The sequence below is a fragment of the Lutibacter sp. genome (assembly GCF_016342705.1).
Taxonomy (GTDB): domain Bacteria; phylum Bacteroidota; class Bacteroidia; order Flavobacteriales; family Flavobacteriaceae; genus Lutibacter.
Window position 1 is genome coordinate 56,457 of sequence record NZ_JAEINV010000006.1, and the last position, 13,733, is coordinate 70,189.

Consider the following 13,733-nt stretch of genomic DNA (forward strand, 5'->3'; position numbering starts at 1 on the left):
TATAAAACTAACTATTTTAAAATTATTTTACAATTTCTAATAATTCAACTTCAAAAACTAAAGGCATAAACGGTTTAATTGCTCCACCTTGACGAGGGAAAGCACCATATGCTAATTCTTGAGGAATAAAGAACTTGAATTTTGAACCAACAGACATTAATTGTAAACCTTCAGTCCAACCTTTAATTACTCTATTTACCATAAACTGAGCTGGTTCTCCTCTTTCAACAGAACTGTCAAATACCGTTCCGTCTGCTAAAGTTCCGTGGTAATGAACTTTTACAGTTGCAGTCTCAACAGGTTTTTCTCCCGAACCTTCTTTTAACACAATATATTGTAAGCCACTTTCAGTTACTTTTACTCCTTCAGCAGTTTTATTTGCTTCCATAAATTTTTCTCCTTCAGCTTTTACCTCTGCAAATTCGGCTTCTACTTTTTTAGTAGCTTCTTCTTGTTGTTTTTTCATAGTTTCTTCTTGTCTTTTTTGAAAAAACTTATTTAAAACAACATTAATTACTTCTGGATTAATTTTCATATCTAATGAATCTACACCATTATGAAATCCTTGAATAAATAACTCTTTGTTAATGTCATCAAAATTAGCTTTTACTTTAGACCCCATATCTAAACCTAATGCATAACTAACTGAATCCAATTCTGTTTTTAAAGGTTTTTTGGTAACACCTTGACCATTACAAGATACTAAAGAAACTATAGTACCACAAACTAATAAGAATTTAATTACTTTCATTTTTTTTGTTTATTTTAATTAATTGAACTTTATATATTAACGGTTGATTAATATCAATTTTATTATGATCACCTACGTAACCAAACATTTTATAAGATGGAAATAAAAAAGTGACATTATCACCTTCATTCATTATTTTCAATCCATCTCTTAATCCTTCAACAATTTCTTGTTTATCAATTACATATTCTCGCAATCCAATTTCTTCTTTTCCGTAAATTTTTGAATTATAAATATCAAAAACTTCATACGTATAAATTACTTTATCATCCATTGCTGGAAAATAAATATTGTTGCTTTTTAAATTAAATTTGTACCAGAATCCATTTGGTGAAACTTCGTAACTACTCATAGAATCTAATTGTATAACTTGCAGTATTGCTTGCTCTTCACTTTTAATAATTGATTTATTTAGTGATACAGATTGTTCCATTAAAGTACCCGTTTTACTACTTATAGGACTTCTGGGAACAGGATTGATACAAGAAATTACTAAAATTCCTATAAAAATGAAACATATATTATTCTTCATACGAATTTAATAACTCTTTTTTGTAAGTAGGAAGTATCTTTAAAAATTTAGAAATAGTACCATCTAAAGAAATTGTTTCTCTTCCTCCTGCTGCGTTGTCATGGCCTCCACCATTAAAATGCTCGCGCGCAAACATATTTACTGAAAAACTTCCTTTTGATCTAAACGACATTTTAATAATTTGCTGATCTATATCTTCAATAAAAATAGCTGCAAATATAATTCCTTTTAAAGAAAGTGCATAATTTACAACACCTTCAGTATCTCCTTTTTCATAATTAAATTCATCTAAATCAGCTTGTGTTAACGGAATATAAGCTGTTTTTAAATTTTCAATAACTACCATATTACTTAAAGCTCTGCCTAATAATTGCAACCTACCATACGAATTGGTGTCATACACATTATTATGTGCTCTTGCATTATTTGCGCCTTTATCTATTAAATTTGCTATAATTCTATGGGTTGTGCTTGTTGTTGATGGAAATCTAAAGGAACCTGTGTCTGTCATAATCCCAGTATATAAGCACATTGCTATATCTTCATTTATAAGCTCTAATTCATCTAACTTTTCAATAAACTGATAAACCATTTGACAGGTAGAACATATGGAAACATCAGAATATAAATACGTTGCTATAGCATCTGGTTGTTGATGATGATCTATCATAATAAAAGTACCAACAAACTGTTCTAGTGTTTTTTGCATATCATCTCCTACTCTATGCAATGCATTAAAATCTAATAAAAATATAATATTAGCTGTATCAATAGCATTTTTAGATTGCCTATTTTGCATATCAAATTTATAGGCATTTTTTGAACCAGGCAACCATTTTAAAAAATCTGGATAATCATTTGGTGCTACTACAGTAACATTATGACCTTTTAAATTTAAAAAATGATACATAGCCAAACTAGATCCTATTGCATCTCCATCTGGATTTTTATGCGGTACTATTACAACATTTTGAGGAACAGAGAGTAACTCCTTAATTTCCTTTATTTCACTTCTTTTCATACGGGTGCGAATATACATAAATGTTTACAAACCTAATAACAGCTTAACAAATATTAACTCTTATTTAATAGTACAATATTTAGTAATAATTGTAGCATTAAATGTACTGATAATCATAATTTTAGTTTACTCCATAGCAAATTATAGATAAAAGTTTATATTTGTGGCCAAATAAAATTCATAAGAATCATACAATGATAACAAACAGAACGTTTACAATGCTTAAACCAGATACTCTTGAAAAGGGTTTTGTGGGTCCAATTATTGAAAAAATAACTGCAGCTGGTTTTAAAATTATCGCGATGAAAATGGTACGCTTGTCTAGAGCAGATGCTCGAGATTTTTACGCAATTCACAAAGAAAGACCTTTTTTTGATGAATTAGTTGAATTTATGGTACGTGGCCCAATTGTAGTTGCAATTCTAGAAAAAGAAAATGCTGTTGAAGATTTTAGAGCTTTAATTGGAGCAACAAATCCTGCGGAAGCTGCAGAAGGAACAATTAGAAAATTATTTGCAACATCTATTTCAGAAAATGCAATTCACGGTTCTGATAGTGATGAAAACGCTATTATTGAAGGAAGTTATCATTTTGCTGGACGAGAAGTTTTTTAGTAAAAAAAATATATATTTTAAAAAAATCCGCTAATGAGCGGATTTTTTTTTAACTTAAAATTATTTTTGAAATTAAATTTTCGCCCAATTCTTCATTCATCATTTTAACAATTTTTTCTTTTCCATAACTCAACTCTTCACGTAAAACAGATGATTTTAGTTTTACAATTAATGTTTTATTTTGCAATTCCACATTTTGAGTATAAGACACCACTCCATTTCCCATTAACTTTGCCCAAGCATCTTTTACTGAAATTTGATGCATTCCTTTCGTTAAATTATTTTCTTTAATCACATCTTGCATCAAATCTTGCAACGAATGAAACTCATTTTGTCTTTTTGCCATTATAACTCAAATATTTTATACGATTGTTTTGTTTTTTTTACCACTGCTTCCGTTCTATCTCTATGGGTATCGCTAATAAATAATTGTCCAAATTCATCATTATTAACCAAACTTATTAATTGTGTAACACGGGCGTCATCTAGCTTATCAAAAATATCATCTAACAATAAAATTGGTTTTACATTAGATTGTCCTTTAATAAAATCAAACTGCGCCAATTTTAATGCAATTAAATACGATTTTTGCTGCCCTTGAGATCCGAATTTTTTAATGGGATACTCTTCAATTTCAAAAGTTAAATCATCTTTATGTATTCCCGCACTTGTAAATTGCAACATTCTATCCTTTTCTAAATTTTGCTGAAACAAATCTGCAAAACTTTGCTCGTGCAATTGAGATTTATACACCAAATCAACGGTTTCTCTACTGTTGGATATTACTTCGTACCGCTTTTTAAAAATTGGAATAAATTCATCTAAAAATTGTTTTCTTTTCTCAAAAATTAACGAACCGTAAGCTTCCAATTGCTGATTATACACATTTAAATTTAAAGCATCAAAAGTTCTATTGGCTGCAAAATACTTTAATAAGGAATTACGTTGTGCCAAAACCTTACTATATTTTATTAAATTTTGTAAATAATAAGGATCCGATTGCGAAATCACATTGTCTACAAATTTTCTTCGTGTTTCACTTCCTTCAGTGATTAAATCTCTATCCCCCGGAGAAATAATTACCAACGGTAAATATCCAATATGTTCAGAAAACTTTTCATAAATTTTCCCGTTCCTTTTAATGACCTTTTTATTTCCTTTTTTTAAACTGCACACAAAAGTTTCAACTTTTTCTCCAATTTCATACAAACCTTCTATCATAAAAAAGTCTTCATTATGCCTAATATTTTGAGTTGCCACGGAATTAAAGTAGCTTTTTGCAAAAGATAAGTAATAAATTGCATCTAAAACATTTGTTTTACCAACACCATTATCACCCACAAAACAATTTATTTTATCCTCAAAATCAAACGATTGAGATTCAAAATTTTTAAAATTTACCAACGAAATTTTCTGTAAATACATCTATATTTTTTGAAAGTTTAAAATTATTGAAAATAAATGAAAATTTAACCACAATTGCATTTTTACTTTCCAATTAAAAACTCTATTTTTGCGCCTACAAATTTTACAAAAAATGGCAACATATAAAAAGACCGGAAGTAAGGTAAAGAAATCTCAAGACAATATTGGTGAGCATTCTACAACAGCTGAAGTTTTTAATACTTTAGATGAAACTGCGTCAAAATCTGAACAATGGGTTATTAAAAATCAAAAAATTATATTAATAGCATTGGCTGCAATTGTAGTTGGTATTCTAGGTTATTTAGCATACCATAAATATATTGATGGACCTAAAGAAAAAGATGCTGCAAATGAATTAGCGTATCCAAAGACATACTTTGAAGCTGCAATTTCAAACACAGTTGCTGCAGATTCATTATATACTTTAGCCTTAAATGGTGCTGATGGAAAATATGGTTTTGTTGACATTGCTGCTGAATATAGTGGTACAAAAGCAGGAAATTTAGCAAATTATTATGCTGGTCTTTCTTACTTAAAGTTAAAAAAATATAAAGAAGCAATTGATTATTTAGAAGATTTCTCTTCTAAAGATGAATTATTAGGCCCTATTGCAAAAGGCGCTATTGGTGATGCATTTGCAGATATTAACCAACCAGAAGATGCATTAGACTATTATTTAAAAGCAGCAGATTTACAAGATAACAATTTCTCAAGTCCTTTATTCTTATTTAAAGCTGGAAATACTGCGTTAGAAATTGGTAAAAATTCAAAAGCTTTAGATATTTTTAACAGAATTAAAAACGATTATCCACTTTCTGATGAAGCGAAAGATATTAATATTTATATTAATAAAGCTACCTTTGCATCAGAGAAATAAGCTATAATGGCAACAACAAATTTATCTATTTACGATAAAACAACAATCCCAAATGCGAAGAACTTTCGGTTTGGGATTGTTGTTTCAGAATGGAATCCTGAAATTACTCACAACCTATTTTTAGGCGCAAAAGAAGCACTACTTGACAATGGTGCGCTTGCTGAAAACATTATAAAATGGGATGTTCCTGGTAGTTTTGAACTTATTTATGGCTGTAAAAAAATGATTGAATCTCAAAAGTTAGATGCAATTATTGCCATTGGAAACGTTATTCAAGGAGAAACAAAACATTTTGATTTTGTATGTGATGGTGTAACCCAAGGTATTAAAGATTTGAATATTAAGTATGATATTCCTACCATATTTTGTGTTTTAACCGACAACAACAAACAGCAATCTTTAGACAGATCTGGTGGAAAACACGGAAACAAAGGTGTAGAATGTGCCATTGCAGCAATAAAAATGGCTGCTTTAAGACAGTTTTAACACGCTTCACATTTAAAAAACTTGACCACAAATTTATAATTCAGTATTTTTGTTACATACTGTATAACTTCGTATTTTATGTTTGGTAAATTATTTAAACCCAGAGAACATTATGTTTTTGATTACAAGCCTCGTTATTATAACGAACGCAAAGAACGATTAAAACATTTAGAGGATAAATACAAGCTACATAAAGAGGAAGATGAAGAATCTTCTGCTATAAGGCTTACCAAAAATAATTTAAAAAACAACTGGGTAAAAAATAAAAGAAGTGCTACAGATAGATCTACCAATTTAAGATTGGCTATCATAATTGCCATTTTAGTAGGAATTGTAGCCTACATTTTTGAATTACACAAATTAATTTAATGGCAGATATTATTCAGCTATTACCCGATCACGTTGCAAATCAAATTGCGGCTGGTGAAGTTGTTCAGCGACCGGCATCGGTAGTAAAAGAATTATTAGAAAATGCGATTGATGCAGAAGCTACAAGAATTAAACTTATAATAAAAGACGCAGGAAAAGTTCTCATTCAAGTAATTGATAATGGAAAAGGAATGAGTACTACAGATGCTCGCTTAAGTTTTGAACGCCACGCAACTTCAAAAATTAAAAAAGCAGAAGATTTATTTAACCTTCACACCAAAGGTTTCAGAGGTGAAGCATTGGCATCTATTGCGGCAATTGCACACGTTGTTTTAAAAACAAAACAAGAAAATCAACCACTAGGTACAACTATTAAAATTGAAGGAAGTACGGTTGTTTCTCAAGAAACAATTTCTACACCTGTTGGCACTTCCATTGCAGTTAAGAATTTATTTTATAACATTCCTGCACGAAGAAATTTTTTAAAATCCAATACGATTGAAACGCGTCATATTGTAAATGAATTTCAGCGTGTTGCATTAGCGCATCCCAATATTTCATTTCAATTTTATCATAATGAAAGTGAAATTTACAATTTAAATTCAGGTAATTTACGTCAACGTATTGTTGCTATTTTCGGTAAAAAAACCAATGAAAAATTAGTGCCAATTAATGAAACTACAGACGTTGTGGAAATAGTTGGTTTTGTGACAAAACCTGAGTTTGCTAAGAAAAAAAGAGATGAACAATTCTTTTTTGTAAATGATAGATTTATAAAAAACGCGTATTTAAATCACGCAGTTTCCAGCGCTTTTGATGGCTTAATTTCAAACGGAGTGTATCCAACTTATTTTTTGTTCTTAAATGTACCAACAAGTAGTATTGACATTAATATTCATCCTACTAAAACAGAAATTAAGTTTGATGATGAAAAAACATTATATGCCATTTTAAGGTCAACAATTAAGCACAGTTTAGGTCAATACAATGTTGCTCCCGTTTTAGATTTTGATAGAGATGCTACCATGGATACACCTTATCATTTCGAAGGAAAAAATGCTCCAAAACCTACTATAACAGTAGATAGAAATTTTAATCCGTTTAAAGCTGAACAACAAAACACCATTCATTTTCCTTTTAAAAGAGAAAATACAACAGATTGGGAAAGTTTGTATACAGGAATTGATGTAAGAGCTATTGAAGTGGAATCTGAAAATATTCATTCCAATTTATTTTCTGAAGAAAAACAAGCAAACAAAACATACCAAATACATAAAAAATACATTGTTAGTAGCATAAAATCTGGGATTGTTTATATCCATCAACATTTGGCGCATCAACGCATTTTATACGAAGAATTTTTAGAAAACATTACCGTTAGAGAAGCCATGAGCCAACAATTATTGTTTCCTTTAGAATTATCTTTCAATAAAACAGATATTGCTTCTATTATAGAAATTAAAGAAGATTTAGAAAGTATTGGTTTTTTGTTCGATAAAATTTTAGACGATTCCATTGTTATTTCAGGAATTCCGGTTACTATTGTTGAAAGTCAAATTTCAATTATTATTGAACAGCTGTTGGAAGATATCAATAATGATTTACCAGACACTAGTTTTAGTCAACTGGACATTATGGCAAAAAGTTTGGCAAAAAGCTTGGCAATTAAAACTGGCACAAAATTAGATTTAAAAGAACAAGAAGATATTGTAAATAAATTATTTTTGTGCAAAGAACCTGGCGCATCGCCTTTTGGAAAAAAAACATTTATTACAGTAAATATTGACGAAATTGATAAAAAATTCAACAACTAACCTTGTTAATTTAGTAGAATTATGGGAAGAATTACAGAAGTTATAAAGCATTTAATAATAATTAATGTCATATTTTTTATTGTACCTCAATTATTACCAAATTTAGGCCTAGATAGTTTATTTGCACTCTATTTTCCTGAAAATCCAAAGTTCGGATTTTGGCAATTCTTAACACATATGTTTATGCATGGCGGCTTTGCTCACATCCTTTTTAATATGTACGGATTATGGGCTTTTGGTACTCCTTTAGAACAAATGTGGGGAAGAAATAAATTTTTGTTTTTTTATTTTTCAGCAGGTTTAGGTGCTGGTGCTATTTATACTTTGGTCAATTATTACCAGTTTAATGGTGTTTATGAGCAATTAGTAAATCTTGGCCTATCAAGTACAGATATTCAATCTATTTTAGATACTGGTAGTTATAACAATCAAATTTTAGAACATATTTCATCTCAAACTTTAAATGAATTTTACGCAACATACCATACGCCTGCTGTAGGAGCTTCCGGAGCCATTTATGGTGTTTTGGTTGCTTTTGGAATGGCTTTTCCAAATGCCAAACTAGCCTTAATATTTTTCCCGGTACCTATTGCGGCAAAATATTTTATTCCTCTCATTATTTTAGGAGATTTATTTTTTGGAATGACTAAATATTCTATTGGAAATGTGGCGCATTTTGCGCATATTGGAGGTGCAATTATAGGTTTCATTATTGCTTGGTACTGGAAACAAAATCAATTTAAACGCTGGAATTAGTGGGTTTTATAAACGACATAAAATATGCTTATAAACAAGCAAACGTAGTTGAAAGAATAATCTACATTAATGTATTTTTATTTTTACTTACTGCATTGTTCACCACATTTATGGTGCAATGGTTTGCTTTACCTACTAATATAGATAGTTTTTTAACAAAACCATGGACCTTAATTTCCTATGCATTTATACACGAACGCTTATTTCATGTATTATCTAACTTATTGGTTTTATATTATATAGGGAATTTATTTTTAGACTTTTACACTAAAAAACAGTTTTTAAATTTTTACTTTTTAGGAATCTTCGTTGGCGCTATTTCATTTTTAGTAAATTATTATATAACAACTAAATCTGGAGCGCCTTTGGGTGGTGCTTCTGCGGCTGTAACCACCATTTTTGTAGCTATTGCCACTAAAATACCAAGATATTCATTACAATTGCGTTTTATTGGTAGTGTTGAATTATGGGTGTTGGCTGCCATTTGGGTAGTACTTAGTATATTGCAATTGGCAACTATTGATAATGGAAGTGGAATTGCACATTTGAGCGGTGCAATTTTTGGGTTTGTATATTCAAAACAATTAGAAAAAGGCAACGATATTGGGAAATGGTTTGAGACTATTGTAAATTTTTTCTCTAATTTATTTACCCCTAAAAAAAATACATCCAATTTAAAAACGGTGTATAAATCTAAAAGCGCCACCAAAACTGAAGAAGTTTCAAAAACAAAACAACGTAAAATAGACGATATTTTAGATAAAATTAGTAAATCGGGCTATGAAAGTTTATCGAAAGAAGAAAAAGACTTTTTATTTAGAGCTGGCAAAAAATAATTGATGAAGAAATTACCAATTATAGATAAATTTCTATTTGTAGCAAATTCCATTGTTGCAGCAATATCGTTGGTTGCTTTTTTAAGTTATTTTATATCACCCAATACCATTGCTTTAGTATCATTTATTGGGCTGTCACTACCTTTTTTACTACTGCTAAACATCTTATTTATTGTGTATTGGATACTGCGTTTTAAAAAGCAATTTTTAATTTCAACTGTTGTTTTAATCATTGGTATACAGTACGTTACTAAACTTTATAGTTTTTCAGAAAAACAAGTCATACTTTCTGATGATCTAAAAATAATGAACTATAATGTGAGAATGTTTAACTTGTATAGTTGGATTACAGAAGATGGAGTAGATCAAAAAATTTATGATTTTATTAATGAACAACAACCTGATGTTTTATGTTTACAGGAATTTAATCCGAAAGCAAAAATTGGTTTTAATTTCCCTTATAAATACATAAAAACAAGCGAGAAAAACGGTCAGTTTGGTCACGCTATATTTTCAAAATATAAAATTATTAATTCAGAATCGCTAAATTTCTCAAACTCTGGGAATAACACTCTTTTTGCTGATATTGTTAAGGATAAAGATACCTTTAGAGTGTATAATGTGCATTTAGAATCACTTAAAATAAATCCTAAAAATGAGCATTTCAATCAGGAAATTTCTGAAAAACTGCGCATCAGACTTGAAAACTCTTTTAAAAAACAAGCCAACCAAGTTGAGTTAATCATTCAACATCAAAAGAAAAGTAAATTTAAGTCCATTATTTGTGGCGATTTTAACAATACGGCGTTTTCATTTGTATATAAACAATTGAAAAGAGATAAAAATGATGCTTTTGAAATTGCAGGAAAAGGTTTTGGAAAAACGTACGATTTTGAGTTTCCGCTAAGAATAGATTTTATATTGACAGATAAAGATATTACCGTAAATAATTTTAAAACTTTTAATGTAAAATATTCCGATCATTATCCAATAATGGCGCGTATCAATTTTAATACAAACTGATAAACATCAGGTAAAAAACACTTTAAAAATTTTACTTTACACGTTTAAATAAATACTTATTCAACATGAAAAAAATAACTACACTCCTATTTATTTGCACCTTCTTTTTAGGGTTTTCTCAACAAAAAAACATCTCTATTGAAGATGCCGTTTTAGGGTATTATAAAGGCTTGTACCCAACGTCTTTAAACAATTTACAATGGGTTTCAAACACCAACTCTTATGTGTATCAAAAAGAAAATAACATCATATTTTCTGATGTCAAAACAAATAATGTCATTCAAAATATTTCCTTAGAGGAGCTTCAAAAAACGTATACCAACTTAAAAAGACTTCCTTATATTCAAGAAATTAATGCTTCAAATTTAACGTTTACAAGTAGCAATACTATTGAGGTTTATAACTACAAAACCAACTCAAAAGAAAACACCATTACTTTTGATGAAAACGCTCAAAACGAAGAATACAATTCAAAAGCAAAAGCGATTGCTTATACATTAGAAAATAACTTATTTATTGCAACTAGTATCAATCCTAAAATTGCGGTAACAGCAATTTCTGATAAAAACATCGTTTCTGGACAAGCTATTCACAGAAGTGAATTTGGAATTGTAAAAGGAACTTTCTGGAGTCCAAAAGGAAATTATTTAGCATTTTATCAAAAAGATGAAACCAATGTAACTGATTATCCGTTAGTTGATATCAATACCTATCCTGCTTCCTTAAAAAATATTAAATATCCAATGGCTGGACAAGGAAGTGAAATAGCAAAAATTGGAATTTTCAATGTAAAAAACCAAACAACAACGTACTTAGATATTGATACTTCTGACGAGCATTATTTAACAAATTTATCTTGGTCACCAGAGGAGAAATATGTGTTAGTTGCTGAAATAAATCGTGGACAAAATCACGTTTGGTACAATAGATATAGTGTTGAAACAGGAAAAAAAGTAAACACATTATTTGAAGAAACCAACAGTAAATGGACAGAACCTGAGTTTGATGCTGTGTTTTTACCTAAAAGCACGACTAACTTTTTGTGGTTTAGTGAGCGCGATGGTTTTATGAATTTATATGAATATACAACCGATGGAAAATTGGTAAAACAACTTACTAAATTTAATTGGGTAGTAACGGGTATTTTAGGTTTTGATGAAAACGGAAATAATGTTTTCATCACAGGAACAGGTGAAGATGCAAGAGAATCTCATACGTTTAAAGTAAATTTAAAATCAGGTAAATACACTAAAATAACGGCTCAAAACGGTACACATTACACACAATTAAGTACTAACGGAGCTTATTTAATTGATAATTACAGCAACTTAACAACTCCAAATGTAGTAGAAATTACAGATATCAATAAAAAGAAAGCTACTTCCATATTAATCGCTGAAAATCCGTTAGCTGATTTCAATATTGGAACTACAGAATTTGTTACTTTAAAAGGCCTTGATGGTACAGATTTATACACCAGAATTATAAAACCAGCTAATTTTGATGCTACAAAAAAATACCCTGTATTAATTTATGTGTATGGTGGTCCGCACGCACAAATGGTCACTAACTCTTGGTTAGGCGGTGCTAATTTATGGATGGATGCTTTTGCAACAAACGAAAATTATATTGTATTCACCTTAGATAACAGAGGTTCTGCCAATAGAGGATTTGCATTTGAAAGCGTGATTCATAGAAACTTAGGGAACGCAGAAATTGAAGATCAATTAATAGGTGTAGACTATTTAAAATCTTTAAGTTATGTTGATAGCAGTAGAATTGCTGTAAATGGCTGGAGTTTTGGTGGTTTTATGACAACTAGTTTAATGTTACGCAACCCAGGAATTTTTACAACAGCAGTTGCAGGTGGACCTGTAACCGATTGGAAATACTATGAAGTAATGTACGGAGAACGTTATATGGATACGCCACAAGAAAATCCTGAAGGTTACGAGAAAGCAAAAGTGCACAATTATATTAAAAATTTAAAAGGTAAATTATTACTCATTCACGGTAGCGTAGATCCAACTGTTGTACCTCAACATAGTATGACTTTGTTACAAGAAGCTGTAAAACAAAAAGTGCAAATAGACTTTTTCACCTATCCAATGCACGAACATAATGTACGTGGCGTGGATAGAGTTCATTTAATTGAAAAAATGATGAACTATATTGTTGAAAATAATAAATAATTTGTACATACCTATATTGAATATATGTCCCTAATAATGATCCCCTGAAACAAGTTTAAGGTGATGTACTTATAACAAAAAAAGGACACGCAAGTACCTAATAAATAGTTCAATTTAAATGAATACAATTACATTAATTAGTGAAAATTCAGCTTCAATTGTAAAAATTGATAAAGGAGAATTGGTGAGTTATATTAAAAATAATGAAGAATTAATTCATCAAAAAGGAACACCTGGTTGGCGCAATGCTGATACCGAAATGTTTCCAATTATTGGCCCTACCGATGCTACCAGTTTTGAAGTTTCAACTCCAAAAGGAACTTGTATTCAAGATCAACACGGACTATTAAGAGAATTAAATTATACATTGATAAACAGCAGTGATAAATCTGCTGTTTATCAAAAAATATACCAAGCAAATACTGAAGTAAAAAATACGAAGTTCCCCGAAAAATCTCCTAAAGAAGTGGTTTTTTGGCCGTATGACTTTTCATTCAAAAAAAGCTTCGAATTAACAAATACCGCTTTAAAAATTACTTTTGAAATAGCAGCTGAAAAAGGAATGCCATTTATGTTAGGCTATCATCCTGCTTTTAAACTTTCTGGTGATTTTTCTGAAATTTGTAAATCTGAAAATCAACGAGTAACACTTCAAAAAATAATGGATGGTGGTAATACAGCCTATCCCATTTTAAATAGTAAACATATAACATTAACAAAAAAAACTGGTACTATTTCCATAAAAACAACAGGTTTTAAAGGGTTTATGTTTTGGACAGAGGTACCAACCATGCTTTGTATGGAACCTATTACGGCATACCCATACACTGGTGGTGAAATGCTCTCAAAAGAATTATTTAATAGCTCTAACGGCATAGATGTTTTTGAAGTTTTAATTACACCGTATTAATCTGCGGTTGTTTTGTTACTAACAAAGCAAATGTGCACTGAATCTAGATTAATGTGCTTAGCTTTCCAAAGCCGTCCAAAAGTAATTGCTTGTTATATCTGCGCCTGGCAGGTATCCACACACTATA

General features: G+C 30.0%; 15 protein-coding genes. 10 read left to right on the forward strand and 5 right to left on the reverse strand.

The window, feature by feature from the left end; genetic code table 11:
- Nucleotides 1–22: 22 nt before the first annotated feature.
- The 3 genes from JEY78_RS07165 to JEY78_RS07175 are packed head-to-tail and all read right to left on the reverse strand — an operon-like array spanning nucleotide 23 to nucleotide 2,304.
- Nucleotides 23–751 carry an FKBP-type peptidyl-prolyl cis-trans isomerase gene (locus tag JEY78_RS07165; protein WP_291848771.1) on the reverse strand — a complete coding sequence of 243 codons (729 nt, stop codon included), beginning with the start codon at nucleotides 749–751 and terminating at the stop codon, nucleotides 23–25.
- Complete coding sequence (gene gldI / locus JEY78_RS07170; protein ID WP_291848774.1) at nucleotides 738–1,283, reverse strand: gliding motility-associated peptidyl-prolyl isomerase GldI; 546 nt, start codon at nucleotides 1,281–1,283, stop codon at nucleotides 738–740. Before gldI ends, JEY78_RS07165 begins: the two co-directional genes overlap by 14 nt.
- On the reverse strand, nucleotides 1,273–2,304 hold the full coding sequence (locus JEY78_RS07175; protein ID WP_291849233.1) for a bifunctional oligoribonuclease/PAP phosphatase NrnA: 1,032 nt from the start codon (nucleotides 2,302–2,304) through the stop codon (nucleotides 1,273–1,275). Before JEY78_RS07175 ends, gldI begins: the two co-directional genes overlap by 11 nt.
- A 194-nt stretch (nucleotides 2,305–2,498) precedes the next feature.
- Here JEY78_RS07175 and JEY78_RS07180 point away from each other — a divergent pair, with 194 nt between their 5' ends.
- A complete protein-coding gene (locus JEY78_RS07180; protein WP_291848777.1) occupies nucleotides 2,499–2,918 on the forward strand; it encodes a nucleoside-diphosphate kinase in 420 nt (139 codons plus the stop codon).
- Nucleotides 2,919–2,967: 49 nt separating this feature from the next.
- Here the strand turns inward: JEY78_RS07180 and JEY78_RS07185 are convergent, their stop codons facing one another.
- Both JEY78_RS07185 and JEY78_RS07190 read right to left on the reverse strand, forming a co-directional pair.
- Nucleotides 2,968–3,264: a DUF721 domain-containing protein gene (locus JEY78_RS07185; protein WP_291848780.1), complete on the reverse strand. Its 297-nt coding sequence runs from the start codon at nucleotides 3,262–3,264 to the stop codon at nucleotides 2,968–2,970.
- A complete protein-coding gene (locus JEY78_RS07190; protein ID WP_291848783.1) occupies nucleotides 3,264–4,343 on the reverse strand; it encodes a DNA replication/repair protein RecF in 1,080 nt (359 codons plus the stop codon). Before JEY78_RS07190 ends, JEY78_RS07185 begins: the two co-directional genes overlap by 1 nt.
- A 112-nt stretch (nucleotides 4,344–4,455) precedes the next feature.
- Here JEY78_RS07190 and JEY78_RS07195 point away from each other — a divergent pair, with 112 nt between their 5' ends.
- The 9 genes from JEY78_RS07195 to JEY78_RS07235 all read left to right on the forward strand — a co-directional run bounded on the left by JEY78_RS07195 (nucleotide 4,456) and on the right by JEY78_RS07235 (nucleotide 13,606).
- Nucleotides 4,456–5,220 carry a tetratricopeptide repeat protein gene (locus JEY78_RS07195; protein WP_291848786.1) on the forward strand — a complete coding sequence of 255 codons (765 nt, stop codon included), beginning with the start codon at nucleotides 4,456–4,458 and terminating at the stop codon, nucleotides 5,218–5,220.
- A gap of 6 nt (nucleotides 5,221–5,226) precedes the next feature.
- On the forward strand, nucleotides 5,227–5,706 hold the full coding sequence (ribH, locus tag JEY78_RS07200) for a 6,7-dimethyl-8-ribityllumazine synthase (protein ID WP_291848789.1): 480 nt from the start codon (nucleotides 5,227–5,229) through the stop codon (nucleotides 5,704–5,706).
- A gap of 78 nt (nucleotides 5,707–5,784) precedes the next feature.
- A complete protein-coding gene (locus JEY78_RS07205; RefSeq protein ID WP_291848792.1) occupies nucleotides 5,785–6,075 on the forward strand; it encodes a hypothetical protein in 291 nt (96 codons plus the stop codon).
- Nucleotides 6,075–7,889: a DNA mismatch repair endonuclease MutL gene (gene mutL, locus JEY78_RS07210; protein ID WP_291848795.1), complete on the forward strand. Its 1,815-nt coding sequence runs from the start codon at nucleotides 6,075–6,077 to the stop codon at nucleotides 7,887–7,889. The genes JEY78_RS07205 and mutL overlap by 1 nt, the downstream gene beginning before the upstream one ends.
- 21 nt (nucleotides 7,890–7,910) lie before the next feature.
- Nucleotides 7,911–8,645 (forward strand): rhomboid family intramembrane serine protease, encoded by a 735-nt coding sequence (locus JEY78_RS07215; RefSeq protein ID WP_291848798.1) that lies wholly within the window; start codon nucleotides 7,911–7,913, stop codon nucleotides 8,643–8,645.
- Nucleotides 8,645–9,481 (forward strand): rhomboid family intramembrane serine protease, encoded by an 837-nt coding sequence (locus JEY78_RS07220; RefSeq protein WP_291848801.1) that lies wholly within the window; start codon nucleotides 8,645–8,647, stop codon nucleotides 9,479–9,481. Before JEY78_RS07215 ends, JEY78_RS07220 begins: the two co-directional genes overlap by 1 nt.
- Before the next feature lie 3 nt (nucleotides 9,482–9,484).
- Complete coding sequence (locus tag JEY78_RS07225; protein WP_291848803.1) at nucleotides 9,485–10,504, forward strand: endonuclease/exonuclease/phosphatase family protein; 1,020 nt, start codon at nucleotides 9,485–9,487, stop codon at nucleotides 10,502–10,504.
- Between the two features lie 65 nt (nucleotides 10,505–10,569).
- Complete coding sequence (locus JEY78_RS07230; RefSeq protein ID WP_291848807.1) at nucleotides 10,570–12,696, forward strand: DPP IV N-terminal domain-containing protein; 2,127 nt, start codon at nucleotides 10,570–10,572, stop codon at nucleotides 12,694–12,696.
- A 118-nt stretch (nucleotides 12,697–12,814) separates the two neighbouring features.
- Complete coding sequence (locus JEY78_RS07235) at nucleotides 12,815–13,606, forward strand: aldose 1-epimerase (RefSeq protein WP_291848810.1); 792 nt, start codon at nucleotides 12,815–12,817, stop codon at nucleotides 13,604–13,606.
- Nucleotides 13,607–13,733: the final 127 nt, after the last annotated feature.

What these genes read in the sequence shown, in the direction of transcription:
- JEY78_RS07165 (WP_291848771.1), bottom strand. Translation starts at nt 751, where the DNA reads ATGAAAGTAATTAAATTCTTATTAGTTTGTGGTACTATAGTTTCTTTA.
- gldI (WP_291848774.1), bottom strand. Translation starts at nt 1,283, where the DNA reads ATGAAGAATAATATATGTTTCATTTTTATAGGAATTTTAGTAATTTCT.
- JEY78_RS07175 (WP_291849233.1), bottom strand. Translation starts at nt 2,304, where the DNA reads ATGAAAAGAAGTGAAATAAAGGAAATTAAGGAGTTACTCTCTGTTCCT.
- JEY78_RS07180 (WP_291848777.1), top strand. Translation starts at nt 2,499, where the DNA reads ATGATAACAAACAGAACGTTTACAATGCTTAAACCAGATACTCTTGAA.
- JEY78_RS07185 (WP_291848780.1), bottom strand. Translation starts at nt 3,264, where the DNA reads ATGGCAAAAAGACAAAATGAGTTTCATTCGTTGCAAGATTTGATGCAA.
- JEY78_RS07190 (WP_291848783.1), bottom strand. Translation starts at nt 4,343, where the DNA reads ATGTATTTACAGAAAATTTCGTTGGTAAATTTTAAAAATTTTGAATCT.
- JEY78_RS07195 (WP_291848786.1), top strand. Translation starts at nt 4,456, where the DNA reads ATGGCAACATATAAAAAGACCGGAAGTAAGGTAAAGAAATCTCAAGAC.
- ribH (WP_291848789.1), top strand. Translation starts at nt 5,227, where the DNA reads ATGGCAACAACAAATTTATCTATTTACGATAAAACAACAATCCCAAAT.
- JEY78_RS07205 (WP_291848792.1), top strand. Translation starts at nt 5,785, where the DNA reads ATGTTTGGTAAATTATTTAAACCCAGAGAACATTATGTTTTTGATTAC.
- mutL (WP_291848795.1), top strand. Translation starts at nt 6,075, where the DNA reads ATGGCAGATATTATTCAGCTATTACCCGATCACGTTGCAAATCAAATT.
- JEY78_RS07215 (WP_291848798.1), top strand. Translation starts at nt 7,911, where the DNA reads ATGGGAAGAATTACAGAAGTTATAAAGCATTTAATAATAATTAATGTC.
- JEY78_RS07225 (WP_291848803.1), top strand. Translation starts at nt 9,485, where the DNA reads ATGAAGAAATTACCAATTATAGATAAATTTCTATTTGTAGCAAATTCC.
- JEY78_RS07230 (WP_291848807.1), top strand. Translation starts at nt 10,570, where the DNA reads ATGAAAAAAATAACTACACTCCTATTTATTTGCACCTTCTTTTTAGGG.
- JEY78_RS07235 (WP_291848810.1), top strand. Translation starts at nt 12,815, where the DNA reads ATGAATACAATTACATTAATTAGTGAAAATTCAGCTTCAATTGTAAAA.